Source organism: Arthrobacter sp. LjRoot78, from assembly GCF_964254335.1.
Classification (GTDB): domain Bacteria; phylum Actinomycetota; class Actinomycetes; order Actinomycetales; family Micrococcaceae; genus Arthrobacter.
The window spans coordinates 769,565-784,223 of the sequence record NZ_CAXUTG020000001.1; the positions used below are offsets into that span (position 1 = coordinate 769,565).

At 64.8% G+C, this 14,659-nt stretch carries 16 protein-coding genes; 12 read left to right on the forward strand and 4 right to left on the reverse strand.

The genetic code is table 11. The features are described 5' to 3' along the window. Positions 1 to 3: 3 nt before the first annotated feature. The gene (locus ACSQ1X_RS03705; protein WP_055800623.1) at positions 4 to 393 is read left to right on the forward strand and encodes a DUF2516 family protein; all 390 of its coding nucleotides are present in this window, start codon (positions 4 to 6) and stop codon (positions 391 to 393) included. Between the two features lie 51 nt (positions 394 to 444). On the opposite strand, the gene ACSQ1X_RS03710 is transcribed toward ACSQ1X_RS03705, so the two are convergent. Then, positions 445 to 1,272, reverse strand: a complete 828-nt coding sequence (locus tag ACSQ1X_RS03710) for a class I SAM-dependent methyltransferase (protein WP_436056697.1) — start codon at positions 1,270 to 1,272, stop codon at positions 445 to 447. Between the two features lie 115 nt (positions 1,273 to 1,387). Between ACSQ1X_RS03710 and ACSQ1X_RS03715 the strand changes: the two genes are divergently transcribed. Then, a complete protein-coding gene (locus ACSQ1X_RS03715; RefSeq protein ID WP_055800621.1) occupies positions 1,388 to 2,134 on the forward strand; it encodes a phosphoglyceromutase in 747 nt (248 codons plus the stop codon). Between the two features lie 77 nt (positions 2,135 to 2,211). Here ACSQ1X_RS03715 and phoU read toward each other — a convergent pair whose 3' ends face one another. After that, on the reverse strand, positions 2,212 to 2,874 hold the full coding sequence (gene phoU / locus ACSQ1X_RS03720) for a phosphate signaling complex protein PhoU (protein ID WP_055800618.1): 663 nt from the start codon (positions 2,872 to 2,874) through the stop codon (positions 2,212 to 2,214). 203 nt (positions 2,875 to 3,077) lie between these two features. Here phoU and ACSQ1X_RS03725 point away from each other — a divergent pair, with 203 nt between their 5' ends. Together ACSQ1X_RS03725 and ACSQ1X_RS03730 are read left to right on the forward strand one after the other, a co-directional pair. Continuing rightward, positions 3,078 to 4,298, forward strand: coding sequence for a sensor histidine kinase (locus tag ACSQ1X_RS03725; protein WP_055800616.1), 1,221 nt, complete (start codon positions 3,078 to 3,080; stop codon positions 4,296 to 4,298). Then, positions 4,295 to 4,975 carry a response regulator transcription factor gene (locus ACSQ1X_RS03730; RefSeq protein WP_011690590.1) on the forward strand — a complete coding sequence of 227 codons (681 nt, stop codon included), beginning with the start codon at positions 4,295 to 4,297 and terminating at the stop codon, positions 4,973 to 4,975. Before ACSQ1X_RS03725 ends, ACSQ1X_RS03730 begins: the two co-directional genes overlap by 4 nt. Before the next feature lie 120 nt (positions 4,976 to 5,095). Here ACSQ1X_RS03730 and ACSQ1X_RS03735 read toward each other — a convergent pair whose 3' ends face one another. After that, complete coding sequence (locus ACSQ1X_RS03735; RefSeq protein ID WP_055800613.1) at positions 5,096 to 5,638, reverse strand: hypothetical protein; 543 nt, start codon at positions 5,636 to 5,638, stop codon at positions 5,096 to 5,098. A gap of 351 nt (positions 5,639 to 5,989) precedes the next feature. Between ACSQ1X_RS03735 and ACSQ1X_RS03740 the strand changes: the two genes are divergently transcribed. From ACSQ1X_RS03740 to rlmB, 6 genes are all read left to right on the forward strand, one after another. Beyond that, positions 5,990 to 6,472, forward strand: coding sequence for a CarD family transcriptional regulator (locus ACSQ1X_RS03740; RefSeq protein ID WP_011690592.1), 483 nt, complete (start codon positions 5,990 to 5,992; stop codon positions 6,470 to 6,472). A gap of 112 nt (positions 6,473 to 6,584) precedes the next feature. Further along, on the forward strand, positions 6,585 to 7,406 hold the full coding sequence (ispD, locus tag ACSQ1X_RS03745) for a 2-C-methyl-D-erythritol 4-phosphate cytidylyltransferase (protein ID WP_436056698.1): 822 nt from the start codon (positions 6,585 to 6,587) through the stop codon (positions 7,404 to 7,406). A 2-nt stretch (positions 7,407 to 7,408) separates the two neighbouring features. Then, positions 7,409 to 7,903 (forward strand): 2-C-methyl-D-erythritol 2,4-cyclodiphosphate synthase, encoded by a 495-nt coding sequence (gene ispF, locus ACSQ1X_RS03750; protein WP_436056699.1) that lies wholly within the window; start codon positions 7,409 to 7,411, stop codon positions 7,901 to 7,903. A 68-nt stretch (positions 7,904 to 7,971) separates the two neighbouring features. Further along, the gene (locus tag ACSQ1X_RS03755; protein ID WP_055800605.1) at positions 7,972 to 8,298 is read left to right on the forward strand and encodes a hypothetical protein; all 327 of its coding nucleotides are present in this window, start codon (positions 7,972 to 7,974) and stop codon (positions 8,296 to 8,298) included. A gap of 44 nt (positions 8,299 to 8,342) precedes the next feature. Beyond that, on the forward strand, positions 8,343 to 9,812 hold the full coding sequence (cysS, locus tag ACSQ1X_RS03760; RefSeq protein ID WP_436056700.1) for a cysteine--tRNA ligase: 1,470 nt from the start codon (positions 8,343 to 8,345) through the stop codon (positions 9,810 to 9,812). Positions 9,813 to 9,924: 112 nt separating this feature from the next. Beyond that, complete coding sequence (rlmB, locus tag ACSQ1X_RS03765; protein ID WP_055802360.1) at positions 9,925 to 10,911, forward strand: 23S rRNA (guanosine(2251)-2'-O)-methyltransferase RlmB; 987 nt, start codon at positions 9,925 to 9,927, stop codon at positions 10,909 to 10,911. Positions 10,912 to 11,078: 167 nt separating this feature from the next. Here the strand turns inward: rlmB and ACSQ1X_RS03770 are convergent, their stop codons facing one another. After that, positions 11,079 to 11,897, reverse strand: coding sequence for a carbon-nitrogen hydrolase family protein (locus ACSQ1X_RS03770; protein WP_436056701.1), 819 nt, complete (start codon positions 11,895 to 11,897; stop codon positions 11,079 to 11,081). 128 nt (positions 11,898 to 12,025) lie between these two features. Here ACSQ1X_RS03770 and glgX point away from each other — a divergent pair, with 128 nt between their 5' ends. After that, positions 12,026 to 14,140, forward strand: coding sequence for a glycogen debranching protein GlgX (glgX, locus tag ACSQ1X_RS03775; RefSeq protein WP_055800598.1), 2,115 nt, complete (start codon positions 12,026 to 12,028; stop codon positions 14,138 to 14,140). A 21-nt stretch (positions 14,141 to 14,161) separates the two neighbouring features. Then, positions 14,162 to 14,653: a ribonuclease domain-containing protein gene (locus ACSQ1X_RS03780; RefSeq protein WP_436056702.1), complete on the forward strand. Its 492-nt coding sequence runs from the start codon at positions 14,162 to 14,164 to the stop codon at positions 14,651 to 14,653. The last annotated feature ends 6 nt before the right edge of the window (positions 14,654 to 14,659 follow it).

Genomic DNA, 14,659 nt, shown 5'->3' on the forward strand with positions numbered 1-14,659 from the left:
GACGTGGACGGAAAAGTGTTGATTAACTACGTCGAGACCGGGGTCTATTTCCTCATGGCGCTCGTGGCGTTTGGTCTTGAAGCGTGGGCATTGTTTGATTGCCTTCGCCACAAGGCGAACGCCTTTGAAGCTGTTTCCAAGCGGACCAAGACGTTCTGGCTGGCACTGACCGGCGGCGCCGTGTTCATTGGCGCCCTGTCACTGTATGGCGGCGCCCAGGCCATGGGCGCCCTGTCACCCAATGGCGGTGGCGGCGGCGGTTTCGGCACGTTCGGCCTGTTCGGTCTCGCGGCAGTGACCGCAGCCTCCGTGTACCTGGCCGACGTCCGGCCCGCCGTGAAGGACGCCGGCCGCGGCGGCAGCCGCAACATGGGCCCGTACGGCCCCTGGTAACCGGGAAACACCCCATTTGCAGGGCGGCGCGAGCTAAAGCGGCCGCGCTACTCAGGCGGCCGGCGCGACAGCGTCCCAGCCCACCGTCAACTCGCCCAGCCGCCATCGTGCCGGTCCGTCCTGGACCGGCCAGCCGTCGTCGAGCATGGACCGGCACATGGCCGTCCACCGTTGTTTGTTGCCGAAAGCGGCCAGTGGCGCTGCATCCAGCCAGGCCTTGTCCAGTGCCTGCAGGAAGCCGTGGATCCTCTCGCCGGGCACGTTCCGGTGGATCAGGGCCTTAGGCAGCCGTTCGGCGATTTCCGAGGGCAGTGCAAAGCCGCCGAAGCGCATGGAGATGCTCAGGCTCAGCGGGCCGCCGGCGTCGAGCGCCACCCACGTGACGCGCCGTCCGATTTCGTCGCAGGTGCCGTCGATGAACAGTCCGTTGGGGCCGAGCCGGCCCCGGACCAGGGCCCAGATGGCCTCCACGTCCGCTTCCTCGTACTGCCGCAGGACGTTGAACGCGCGGACGATCACCGGCTGCCCGGGCACCGGAAGCTCGAAGCCGCCCACATGGAAACTCAGCCCGGCCTGTTCCAGTGCCTTGGCTGCCCGGACGCGTTCGGGTTCGATTTCTATCCCGGCCACCCGGACATCCGGGCGCACTGCAGACAGGCGGTGGAAGAGTTCGACGGCGGTGGCCGGTGAGGCGCCGTATCCGAGGTCGATGACGAGGGGGTTGGATGCCCGGCGCAGCCGCCACGCCTGTGTCCCGGTGAGCCACCGGTCCAGCCGCCGCATCCGGTTGGGGTTGGTGGTGCCGCGGGTCACGTTGCCCACCGGCCGGCCGCTTCTGCCCGCGCCGGCCGCGCCCACCCGTTCAGCTTTTTGCACCACGGGACAAGCTTAACGGAGCAGCTCCGTCGCCGAGCACCGGCGGTCGGGTTAGAGGGAGCTGCAGTGTGATGTAACGCTCGGCGGCACAGCCACCTGCTCGGCTAGGATGAAAACCATGACTTACAAGCTGATTCTGCTGCGCCACGGCCACAGCGAATGGAACGCCAAGAACCTGTTCACCGGCTGGGTGGATGTCGATCTCAACGACCAGGGCCGCGAGGAAGCGGCACGCGGCGGCGAGCTCCTGGTTGAGAACAATGTTCTCCCGGACGTCCTGTACACCTCCCTCCTGAAGCGGGCCATCAACACGGCCAACATCGCCCTGGACAAGGCCGACCGCGGCTGGATCCCGGTCAAGCGTGACTGGCGCCTGAACGAACGCCACTACGGCGCCCTGCAGGGCAAGGACAAGGCGCAGACGCTGGCCGAATACGGTGAAGAGCAGTTCATGGAGTGGCGCCGTTCGTACGACACCCCGCCGCCGGCCCTCGACGACAACAGCGAGTTCTCCCAGGCACACGACCCCCGCTACGCAGACCTGGGTGACGCCCTCCCGCGCACCGAGTGCCTCAAGGACGTCCTGATCCGCCTGATGCCCTACTGGGAATCGGACATCAAGGAAGACCTCAAGGCGGGCAAGACCGTGCTGGTCACCGCCCACGGCAACTCCCTGCGCGCGCTCGTCAAGCACCTTGACGGCATCAGCGACGAAGCCATCGCCGGCCTGAACATCCCCACCGGCATCCCGCTGGTCTACGATCTCGACGAGGACTTCAAGCCGCTGAACCCGGGCGGCACGTACCTCGACCCCGAGGCTGCTGCCGAGTCCATCAAGGCTGTTGCCAACCAGGGCAAAAAGTAAGGCAACGCCTTAACGAACGACGGCGGGCTGGTCACCAATGGTGACCAGCCCGCCGTCGTTCTTCCTACTCCCGGAAGTCAGCTGATTTCGGTGCTGTGCGGGTGCCACGCGCCGGTGACCAGGTAGGTGACCTTCTGGGCCACTGAAACGCCGTGGTCCGCGAAGCGTTCGAAGTAGCGGCTGGCCAGGGCAACGTCCACCGTGGTGGCCGGCGACTCGTTCCAGTCGCTGCGGGCGATGGCCTTGAAGACGCTCAGGTGGAGGTCGTTGACGGTCGCATTCGCCTTGAGGATGTCGCGGGCAACTTCCAGGTCGCGCGTTTCCAAGAGCTCGGTGAGCTTGTCCGCGATCAGCTGGTCCTGCTCGGCGAAGCTCTTGAACGTATCTGCGAGCTGCGGCGGAATTACGTTGGCCGGGTAGCGGAGCCGCGCCAGTTGGGCGATGTGCCGGGCGAGGTCTCCCATGCGCTCCAGCGAGGCGCTCATCCGCAGCGAACCCACGATCATCCGAAGGTCGCTGGCCACGGGCCCCTGCAGGGCCAGGATGTCGATGGCCCGCTCGTCCAGGCTGTTCTGCAGGAAGTCGATCCTTGCATCAGCGGCGATGACGTCCTGGGCGAGGTCGACGTCGGCCCCTTCGAAGGCCGTCGTGGCCTTGTTGATAGCCTCGCTGACGAGCTTTGAAATCTCGACGAGCTGCTCGCCCACCTGTGTGAGCTCCTCCTGAAAAACCTTGCGCACTACGCGTCCTTTCCTTGGAAACCTGGCCCCACCGGGTGGCGGCCGGATTTCGTGTCACCGCTCTGCAGTCCAACCAATAACTCTGTCAGTGGCCGGTGAACTGTTACGCACCTATAGGTGAACGTTAGCTGAACCCCGCGGTGAATCGCATCAGATTCGCTTCCGGCGCCCGGGCCAGAGCATAAGCTGGAGCCGTGGATCCTATGCTCATCGGTGTCATCGCAGGTCTCGTCGGCCTGTCATTCGGCATCTTTGGCGTGCTCGCGTTCCGGGTCAGCGAACAGCAGCGCAAGCTGGTGGATGTTGAGTTCGACGAACCGGCACTGCCACCGGGCGCCGCGGAGGTGCTCGCCGTCGTCGGACGGGCTTTCGTTGTGGTTGACGCGATAGACGGCGTCGTGAGGGCGAGCCCTGCGGCCTACGCTTTCGGCCTGGTCCGGGGACACACCGTGGTCCACAAACAGCTGCTGGACATGACCGCGAAGGTGCGGCGCGACGGCGTGATCCTCGAGAAGCAGTTTGAACTGCCCCGCGGGCCGCTGGGGCAGGGGACCATCATCGTCCAGGTCCGGGCAGCCATGCTCGGTGAGGAATACATCCTGCTGCTGGCGGACGACCGGACCGAAATCACCCGTACCGAGGAAATCCGCAACGACTTCGTGGCCAACGTTTCCCACGAACTCAAGACGCCGGTGGGTGCCATTTCCCTGCTGGCTGAGGCGCTCGAATCGTCGGCGGACGACGAAGTGGCGGTCCGCCGCTTTGCCCAGCGCATGCAGAAGGAATCGAAGCGGCTCGCGGCGCTCGTGCAGGACATCATTGAGCTGTCCCGGCTGCAGGGCGCCAGCGTCGCGCAGCAAGCGCACCCGGTGGACATCAACTCCGTGGTCACCGAAGCCGTTGACCGTTCGCAGCTGCCCGCCGAAAGCAAGAACATCTCCATTGTGGTGGGCGGCCGCGTGAACGCCATGGTCTACGGCGACCAGGACCTGCTGGTGACGGCGCTGAGAAACCTGATCGACAACGCCATCCGCTACTCCCCGGAGAACACCCGCGTGGGGATCGGCATGCGCTCCAAAGAGGGCCTGGTCTCCATCTCCGTCACGGACCAGGGGGAGGGCATGAGTCCGGAGGACCAGGAACGGGTTTTTGAACGCTTCTACCGCGTGGACGCCGCCCGGTCCCGGCAAACCGGCGGCACCGGCCTGGGCCTGAGCATCGTGAAACACGTCATCTCCAACCACGGCGGGGAAGTGACGCTGTGGTCGCAGCCCGGCCAGGGGTCCACCTTCACCATTCGGCTTCCAGAGATGGAGGGGCAGGACGACGGCGACGCACCCGCTGCGCCGTCAACGGCCGCCCCCAGCAACTCACCACACAGTAGCGACGCCACCGGCGTCCATGAGCAAGGAGCCAGCGCTTGAGCAGGATTCTCATAGTCGAGGATGAGGAGTCGTTCAGCGACCCTCTGTCCTACCTTCTGGGCAAGGAAGGATTCGAGGTGGAAGTCGTGGACAACGGCCTGGACGCCATCACGGAATTCGACCGGAACGGCGCCGACCTGGTGCTCCTGGACCTCCAGCTGCCCGGCCAATCCGGCACTGAGGTCTGCCGGCAGCTGCGCCAGCGCTCCTCTGTGCCTGTCATTATGCTGACGGCCAAGGACGCTGAAATCGACAAGGTGGTGGGGCTGGAACTCGGCGCCGACGATTACGTCACCAAACCCTATTCGTCCAGGGAACTCGTTGCCCGCGTCAGGGCGGTCCTCCGCCGGCAGGGCGAGCCCGAGGAGCTCATCACCAACACCGTCCAGGCCGGCCCCGTCAGGATGGACGTCGAACGCCACGTGGTGAGCGTCGACGGCGAACAGGTGTCGCTGCCCCTGAAAGAATTCGAACTGCTGGAGATGCTGCTGCGCAATTCAGGCAGGGTATTGACCCGGGGCCAGCTCATCGACCGTGTGTGGGGATCGGACTACGTGGGCGATACCAAGACCTTGGACGTCCACGTCAAGAGGCTCCGCAGCAAGATCGAGCCGGACCCGTCCGCCCCGAGGTACCTTGTGACCGTCCGGGGCCTGGGCTACAAGTTCGAGCCGTAGGCGCACGCCCGCCAACAAAACCGGGACAACAAGCCCCGGCAACAAAACCGCAGATGCAAATAAGGAGGGCCCCCGCGTGGCGGGAGCCCTCCTTATTGCTGTGGTGGTCTGTTGTGCCGGTTAGTGGCCCGCGCTGGTCGAAGGCGTGGGGGTCGGCGTGGCCGACTCCGAGCCGGTGGGCTCACTGCCTTCCGGCAGGTACTCCTTGTACTCGGGGAGGGTGGCGTCCAGGACGGGGACCTTGACCTTGGCAGTCTGGTTGGTGCCGTCCTCGGAGATAGTGACCTCGGACAGGGAACCGGGGTTTGCGCCCGTGCTGCTGAGGATAGCCGGATCCGTGGACTCGTTGAGGAGCGCGTACGAATTCTGCTTCACGGACACCTCCGTCTGCGAGCCGCGCGCACCCTTGATGGTCAGCTTGACGTCGCTGGAGGAGGAGTTGTAAACGGCGCCGACCACGCGGCCCTGCTTGTCCTCGCCAGCGGAAACGATCATGAAGTTACGGAGCTGGAGGGGACCGAGGTCTTCCCGGGTTCCGTCCGACGCAGAGTACTGCTCAGAGGTCTGCTGCGGGTTGATGTAGCCGCAGCCGGTCACGGACAGCAGGCCGATGGCAAGTGCTGCCGTTGCCATTGCCAGCTTGCCGCGCTGGCCCCGGTTCATCGCAGTGAAACGCACGTCACGCACTCCTTGAGAGTCTTGAAACATTATTCAGCCATAGCCTATCCTCTTGCGGTCTCAAACAAGGATTCGGGCAGTACACATTCACGTCCGGAAAGCAGTCTCCTCCCGGCCGTTCACTGCATGGCCGGCTGTGCCGGAACCCGGCCGGCGACCGGCCGGACCCGCCCTTGGCGCAGACTCCTTGATGCACTAATATCCGCATCCGTCAAGGGGTTGGAGGGGGTCGATTGGCCCCATTTTCCTTGTATTTCCGCGGTTCGCGGCCCCGATCCGTGCCAGTTGTATGCCTGAATCGTGATAAACTGGTCTGCGGGAAAGGGGAAAGTCCACATGGTTTTTGAGGTCGGCGAGACAGTAGTTTACCCTCACCACGGTGCAGCAAAAATTGAAGAAATCAAGATGCGCACCATCAAGGGCGAAGAGAAGATGTATCTCAAGCTCAAGGTGGCTCAGGGTGATCTGACCATTGAAGTTCCAGCAGAGAACGTTGACCTTGTTGGTGTTCGTGACGTAGTGGGCAAAGAAGGTTTGGAGCATGTCTTTGACGTGCTGCGGGCCGAGTTCACTGAAGAGCCTACCAACTGGTCGCGTCGTTACAAGGCAAATCTGGAGAAGCTTGCTTCCGGGGACGTCATCAAGGTGGCAGAGGTCGTTCGTGACCTGTGGCGCCGTGATCACGACCGCGGCCTTTCCGCAGGTGAGAAGCGTATGCTGGCCAAGGCCCGCCAGATTCTGATTTCAGAATTGGCGCTGGCTGAAAAGACGGATGAAGAGAAGGCTGCAAGCGTTCTCGACGAAGTCTTGGCTTCCTAAGAATTGAACCCCGGTGGCTCACCAGCCGCCGGGGTTTCTTTTTGCCCTTTTTTAGGAGAATCCCGGGATTTTGCCGGGCGTCGGGTGCGCGCAGGCACGTAGTGTTGTGCCCATGAGTGCAACAGAATTTTCGGCCGGGTCCGGGCCGGATGCCGCGGCCCGCGCTGTCAGCCCCGTCGTCGCCGTCGTGCTGGTGGCGGCCGGATCAGGGCAGCGGCTTGGTTACGGCATGCCCAAGGCCAGGGTTCCCCTCGGCGGAGAGCCCATCCTGATCCATGCCCTTCGCGGGATAGTGGCGTCCGGCGTCGCCCAGCAGGTCTGCATAGCGTTGCCGGCCGGCGACGGCGCACTGCGGCGGATGTGCGATGACTTCAAGGCCGAACTCGTCGACGGCGGGCCGCTGCTGACAATCGTCGACGGCGGCGCGACGCGGGCCGACTCCGTGCGGTCCGCATTGGAGGCATTGGAAGACGGCACCCAGGCGGTGCTGGTCCACGACGCCGCGCGTGCCCTGACCCCGGAGTCCGTCTTCCACCGTGTGGTGGACTCCCTGGCGGCAGGAGCCCTGGCAGTCATCCCGGTGATACCCGTGGTGGACACCGTCAAGACCGTTGAAGCGACGAAAGCCGAAGACGCCCGTATCGCGCCGGAGGTGGTGGTGGGCACGGCGCCGCGGGAGAAGCTCCGGGCCGTGCAGACGCCGCAGGGATTCGACCTTGCCACGCTCCTGAAGGCGCACCGGGAGGTGGCAGGATTCGACGAAGCCCAGGCCGCCGCCATCACCGATGACGCCATGCTGGTGGAACGCCTGGGTGTTCCTGTCCATGCTGTCCGCGGAGCCAGCCAGTCACTCAAGATCACCACTCCCTTGGACCTCATCATCGCGGAGGGCCTGCTGGAAGGTCCCCTGGGCGCACGCTGGGTGGAGGGCTGAGTATGGCGGCTCCCATCATTCCCAGAACCGGAATCGGCATTGATGTCCACGCTTTCGCGTCCCCTGACAGCCCTCGGGAGTTGTGGCTCGGCGGTCTCCTATGGGAGGGCCAGCAGGGCCTGGCCGGCCACTCCGACGGCGACCCCGTAGCCCACGCGGCAGCTGATGCACTCTTCTCGGCAGCCGGGATCGGGGATCTCGGCACGCATTTCGGCACGGACCGGCCGGAATTCGCAGGTGCCTCCGGAGTGACCCTCCTGGCCGAGGCCGCCCGCATTGTCCGGACGGAAGGCTTCGAGATCGGCAACATCGCAGTGCAGTTCGTAGGCAACAGACCCAAATTCGGTCCCCGCCGGGAGGAGTCCCAGGCGGTCCTCACGGCGGCGGCGGGTGCGCCCGTCAGCGTCAGCGCCACCACCAGCGACGGCCTCGGCTTCACGGGCCGCGGCGAAGGCATCTCGGCCCTCGCCACAGCACTGGTGTACCGGGCGGGCTGAGGCGAAGGGCGCCTTTCGCCTAGGCTTAAGGGAGCCCTTCCTTTGCCGAACACCCCAGGAGACCCCTCGTGAACAAGCCGCTTGCCGCCGTCGTACTCGTTGCAGGGATGCTGCTGAGCGGATGCGGCACTCCGAAGATGAGCGTCGAGGAGAGCTGCAAATTCCTCAACGGGGACACGTTCGTGCCAACTGGAAACCAGCAGCAGCAGGCTGACCAGATCGCCAAGCATTACCAGGAAGTGGCGGACAAGGTAGCCCCCGAGGTTGCCGGGCCCATCCAGAAAATGGCCGACATCATGAAGAAGGTCGCGAGCACTTCACTGGGTACCAAGAGCGCCGAACAGACCGCGCAGCTGAGCGAGCAGAACAATAAGATCGGCGAAGTCTGCAAATAGCCCGGATGGGCCCCGGTGCAAAGGCCATCGGCTAATCTGGAGCGGTGACCCTGCGCTTTTACGACACAGCATCCGCCGAAGTCCGCGACTTCGTCCCTCTGATCCCGGGCAGGGTGAGCCTGTACTACTGCGGTGCGACGGTGCAGGGCCTGCCGCACGTGGGGCACATCCGGTCCGCCATCGCCTTTGACCAGCTCACCCGCTGGCTGGAGTACCGTGGTTTCCGCGTGACGGTGGTCCGCAATGTCACCGACATCGACGACAAGATCCTCGCCAAGTCCGCCCTCTCGTTTGAACCGGACTTCGAAGAAAGCCCGGATGATATCCGCGAAGAGGAGTGGTGGGCTCTGGCCTACCGCTATGAGCAGGCGTTCCTCAAGGCCTACGACACCCTGGGTGTGTCCCGTCCTACCTACGAGCCGCGCGCCACCGGTCACATTCCGGAGATGCATGCGCTGATCCAGCAACTCATCGACCGCGGCCACGCCTACCCCGCCCTCGACGATTCCGGCGACGTCTATTTCGACGTCCGCTCCTGGAACCGCTACGGGTCGCTCACGCGCCAAAAGATCGATGACATGCAGGGAGCTCCCGACGCCGACCCCCGGGGAAAGAAGGACCCGAGGGACTTTGCGCTGTGGAAGGGACACAAGGAAGGCGAGCCGACGACCGCGAGTTGGGTTTCGCCCTGGGGCACCGGACGTCCGGGCTGGCACCTGGAGTGCTCGGCCATGGTCACCAAATACCTCGGCACCGAGTTCGACATCCACGGCGGCGGACTGGACCTCCGGTTCCCGCACCATGAGAACGAGATGGCCCAGTCCCAGGCGGCAGGCCACGCCTTCGCCAACTTCTGGATGCACAACGGCATGGTGACCTACCAGGGCGAAAAGATGTCCAAGTCCATCGGCAACACGGTCAGCCCCGCGGAAATGCTGGAGCTCGCTTCGCCGCGGGTGGTCCGGTACTACCTCGGCCAGGCGCAGTACCGGTCTGTCCTGGACTACCAGCCAACGTCGCTGCAGGAAGCAGCTGCCGCGGTGGAGCGGATTGACGGGTTTGTCGCCCGTGCAGTGCGTACTTTGTCCGACAGTGTTGTTTCCGGCGCGGCCGAACTCCTGTTCGGCACCCATGGCCAAGTACCTGATGCCTTCGCCGCGGCCATGGACGACGACCTCAACGTTCCGCAGGCGCTGGCTGCCCTGCACGACACCGTGCGGGCCGGGAACACAGCCCTCACTGCCGGCGACAACGCAGCCGCCAGGGCAGCCCTGGATTCCGTCACCGATATGCTGCACGTCCTGGGCCTCAACGACGTAGCGGCCCCCGCCCGGGACAACCAGGCGGACGCAGCCCTGGGCGTCCTCGTCGAAGCCCAGCTTGGTGCCCGGGCACAGGCGCGGGCCACCAAGGACTGGGCGGCTTCCGACGCCATCCGGGATACCCTGACAGCGGCCGGCGTCATTGTCGAGGACGGCCCGGACGGTGCCAGCTGGAGCCTCAAGCGCGGCTGAGCCGTGGCAGGCAGGATGCCCGACAGGGCGACCACAGGGCGCTGGGCGGGCGATTTAACCTGAGTAAGTAGACTGGAGGTCAGACTTACTCAACAAAGCAAGGGTGAAACTCATGGCCAACAACGGTCGCCGGTCGGTCAAAGCAAAGAAGGGCCCCACTATCGGAACGGGTGGCCACGGCCGCAAAGCCCTCGAGGGCAAGGGCCCCACTCCCAAGGCGGAGGACCGCCCGTACCACAAGGCCCACAAGAACAAGCAGCTCGCCGAGCGGTCCGCCGCCAAGCGTCCGGGCGCACCCCGCGGCGCAGGTGCCCGTTCGGGCCCGAAGGGCCGTGCCACGGAGGAAGTCGTCACGGGACGCAACTCCGTCGTTGAAGCGCTGCGCGCCGGAATCCCCGCCAAGGCCCTCCACGTTGCCATCCGCATCGAAATGGACGACCGCGTCAAGGAGTCCCTCAAGCTTGCGGCCGAACGCGGCATTCCGCTGATGGAAACGGGCAAGCCTGAGCTGGACCGGATGACGGACGACGCCATCCACCAGGGACTTGTGCTGCAGATTCCGCCGTACGAGTACCAGGACGCGTACGAGCTCGCCGAGGAAACCGTCGAGAGCTGGAAGAAGGGCCACGTGTCCAACGCGCCGCTCTTCGTCGCCCTGGACGGCATCACGGACCCGCGCAACCTCGGCGCGATCATCCGGTCCGTGTCGGCATTCAGCGGCCACGGCGTCATCGTCCCGGAACGCCGCTCGGTCGGCGTCACTGCCTCAGCCTGGAAGACCAGCGCCGGCGCAGCCGTCCGGGTTCCCGTGGCGCGCGCCGCCAACCTGAACAACACCCTCAAGGCGTTCAAGAACATGGGCATCTACGTGCTCGGCCTGGACGGCGACGGCGACGTGTCGCTGCCGGACCTCAGCCTGGCCAAGGAACCCGTATGCATCGTGGTCGGCTCCGAAGGCAAGGGCCTGAGCCGCCTGGTCCGCGAAAACTGCGACCAGATCGTCTCCATCCCGATCGACTCCGCCATGGAATCGCTCAACGCCTCCATGGCAGTCGGCATCTCCCTGTACGAAGTCTCCAGGCAGCGCGCAGTTAAGTAGCAGGCGCGGTGCGGAGTGGGCGGCACGGCCGCCATCCTCCGCGTGCTGCTCCTTCGTCGCTTTGACGCACGCTTCCGGATGCCAGCAGTGCCGCCCAACGCTCCATCACTTCCTGCAACATAACCAGAAATGCTCTCTCGCCTTCGGTGAGGGAGCATTTCTGGTTATTAGAACGCGTGGCGGTTGGCGAGGACCGGGAGCTTTGTCCGGGCATCCTTGACGACGGCGGGGTCCAGGTCAGCGAACAGCAGCCCGGTCCCGCCGTCGAGCTCTGCCAGGACCTCACCGAGCGGCGAAACGACGGCGGAGTGCCCCACGCCGGTGGGCGCGGATCCCTTGGTTTCGATGCCTTCGGTGGCGGGATCGCCCTGGCCGCAGGCCAGCACATACGTAGTGGTGTCCACGGCGCGGGCGCGAGCCAGGAGGCGCCACTGGTCGACTTTCCCGGGCCCGGACCCCCAGGAAGCACACACAATATTGGCCTCGGCGCCGCGGTCTGCATTGGCTGTGAACAGCGCCGGGAAACGGATGTCGTAGCAGGTGGCAAGGCCGAAACTGATGCCGCCGAGCTCAAAGGTCACCGCCCGGGTACCTGCCTCCACAGTGTCTGATTCGGCGAATCCAAAGGCATCGAAGAGGTGGATCTTGTCGTAGCTCGCCTCCACGCCCGGACCGGTGGCAACCAAGGTATTGCGCACTTTCCTCGGGCTGTCGCCGGAGCCATCACCTGACTGCCCCGGGGTGAACATGCCCGCCACGATCACGATGCCGATTTCGCCGGCAATGCCGCGCACCCGGGCAGCCCAGGGGCCGTCCAGCGGCTCGGCAATGTCCACGAGCGAATTCCCGAAGGCGCGCATGGTGGCTTCGGGGAAGACCACCAATTCCGCGCCGCCTTCTTTCGCTTTGCGGGCGAATTTTTCCAAAATGTCCAGATTCGCGGAAATATCGCGGCCTGTAACTACCTGAGCAAGTGCAACTCGCACAATTACCTCCAACGTGGCGTCTCACTTCAGTATGCAACCCAGGATGGGACGCTGAACAAGGCCAGCCCTTTTCCCGACACATTGCGGAGAATATCGGACATTTGTGTGGCACAGCTAATATTTAAGCAATGGTCATGCCACTCCTAGACACAGCCTCAACCGTGGACGCCTCCCGGCCGTTTCCACTGGGTATCAGCGTTCCGCGCACGGGCTCTCCGGCAACGGACGATCCTCAGAGTGCCTGCGCCAACGTCGCGGTTTACGCGCCCGGGGTGGCCACGCTGGAAATCGCCTACTGTGCGCCCGGCGGAACGTGGCAGCTGAAGACCCTGCCGAACATCACCAACGATGTCCACCACGGCATTGTGGACGGCTTCCCGGTGGGTTCGCGCTACGGCTTCCGCTCCTCGTCCGAGGATGATGCCCTGCCGGTGTCAGTGCCAACCGTGGCTTTCGACGACGACGGCGAGCAGCCGCTGCTGCTGGACCCGTACGGCCGGGCAGTGGATCAGCGCGACGGGTTCCTCAGTAACGTGCGCATGTCCGGAGGATTCGACTGGGGCGGGGACCGGAACCCGCATGTCTCGTGGCGGAACACCATCATTTATGAAGCCCACGTCCGTGGCCAAAGCATGCTGCACCCGGACATCCCCGAGGAACTCCGGGGCACGTACGCCGGCATGGCGCACCCGGCAATGATTGAGCACCTTACCGGCCTGGGGATCACCTCGGTCCAGCTGTTGCCTGTCCATTTCCATCTGGACGAACCCCATCTCCAGAACCTGGGCATGACCAATTACTGGGGCTACAACACGGCGGCCTTTTTTGCCCCTCACCCGGCCTACGCCACCCAGGCCGCCCAGGCGGCCGGTCCGCAGGCGGTGCAGGATGAATTCAAGGGCATGGTCAAACTCCTGCACGCAGCGGGGCTGGAAGTCATCCTGGACGTTGTGTACAACCACACCGCCGAGGGCGGTCCCGACGGCCAGACGCTCAGCTTCCGCGGGCTGGGGGAGAAGCAGTACTACCGGAACGACGGCCACGGCCGGTACATCGACACCACCGGATGCGGCAACAGCCTGAACTTCGGCCACCCCCGCGTGGTCCAGCTGGTCCTCGACTCGCTGAGGTACTGGGTGGAGGAGTTCCACATCGATGGTTTCCGCTTCGACCTTGCGGTCACGCTCTGCCGCAATGCCGCGAACGACTTCGATCCGCACCACCCCTTCCTCGTGGCCATTGCCGCTGATCCGCTGCTGTCCTCCGTCAAACTGATTGCCGAGCCGTGGGATGTGGGTTACGGCGGCTGGCAGACCGGACGCTTCCCGCCCGGCTGGGTGGACTGGAACGACCACTACCGTGACGCGCTGCGCTCCTTCTGGGTCGGGGACCGGGCCGCGATCGACGCAGGCGGCCAGGGCGGTTCCGTTGCGCGCCTCGCAGATTCCATTTCCGGCTCAGCCGGCCTTTTTGCGGAATCGGGACGGTCCCGCATGGCCTCCCTCAACTTCTTCACGTCGCACGACGGTTTTACCTTGGCTGACCTCGTGTCCTATGACCGCAAACACAATGAGGCCAACGGCGAGCAGAACCGGGACGGCCACGGCGACAACCGCAGCTACAACCACGGCTTCGAGGGACCGACTGAAGATGAGGAAATCCTGGCGCTCCGGGCCCAGACCAGCCGCAACCTGATGGCCACCCTGATGGTGTCCATGGGCATCCCCATGATCACCGCGGGCGACGAGATCGGCCGCACGCAGCAGGGCAACAACAACGCTTACTGCCAGGACAACCCCATCACCTGGCTGGACTGGACCAGCACACCGGAGTCCCATGCCATGCTCCGGAGCACCAAGCGGGTCATCCGTCTGCGTAAGGAGTTCCTGGCGGGCCAGCCGCACCACTATCCCTCGCGGGACAAGCAGGCCTACCTGCACTGGTTCGACGAACACGGCAAGCCCATGTCCATGGATCGCTGGAATGATCCGCAACACCGTGTGGTCCAGCTGCTGCTGGGCTCGGACGACGGCCAGGTGGACGGACTCGTGGTGGTCAACGGCAGCGCCCACGACATCAAGATCACCCTGCCCGACATCAGCAACGACGACGGCACGGGCAAGCGGCTGTTCGAACTCCGGTTGACCACGTCGGAACTCCACGACCGCCGTCAAGGAGTCCGAGTAGCCGCCGGCGAACGCGACGTGGCGCAGTCCAACACCATCAGCATCTACCGCACGTAGGGTTCTGCAGATGGGGACGTCATGAGGGGGATGGGGAGGCTCCTGACGCTGGCTGCGGTCCTGGTGCTGGTGGTCGGTTTGGGCATGATGCTGTCCAGCACGCAGGAGAGCCCGGTCAGCCCGGGCGCTCCCACGGGTTCGACGGCGGCACCCGCTCCCACGGGTTCGACGGCGGCACCCGCTCCCACGGGTTCGACGGCGGCGTCCGCGCCCGCCGTCGACGGTTCCGGCCTGGAAGCCGTGGCCGCGTCCAGCCTGCCGCGGGAGGCACGGGAGACGCTGGACCTGATTGCCCGCGGCGGGCCCTACCCGTATTCCCGTGACGGCGCGGTTTTCAGCAACTTTGAGCGCCTGCTGCCGCGGAAGCCGAGCGGCTACTACAAGGAATTCACGGTCAGGACCCCCGGCGAATCGGACCGGGGTGCCCGCCGGATTGTCGTGGGTGAAACCGGCGAGAAATACTACACACCTGACCACTACGAATCGTTTCTTCAAATTCTGGAAGGCAAATAGAGCACG